1 pseudogene is annotated in these 207 nt (G+C 59.9%); it reads right to left on the bottom strand.

The features are described 5' to 3' along the window. Window positions 1-207: pseudogene (locus BRSPCE3_RS35975) on the bottom strand (IS481 family transposase); the annotation flags it as partial.

The raw sequence follows: 207 nt of genomic DNA, 5'->3' as shown, positions 1-207 counted from the left end.
CGATGGAAGCGTTCGTTCTTGCCGCGGGCCTGTGGATGACATGGCCTGGCATGCACCACTCTGATGCCAAGCTTGAGCAGCCACACCTTCAATCCGGTCCAGCAAATGCCGGAGGTATCGCCCCATGGTGAGCCGTTGTCGGTGTAGAAGGCCTCCGGCAAACCATAGCAGCGGAACGTCGTCGTCAGGTGATCCTGCACGGTGAGA

The organism is Bradyrhizobium sp. Ce-3, assembly GCF_022835695.1.
In the GTDB taxonomy this organism is placed as follows: domain Bacteria; phylum Pseudomonadota; class Alphaproteobacteria; order Rhizobiales; family Xanthobacteraceae; genus Bradyrhizobium.
The sequence above is the reverse complement of the archived record's forward strand: the minus strand, read 5'-3'. Positions and strand labels throughout refer to the sequence as shown.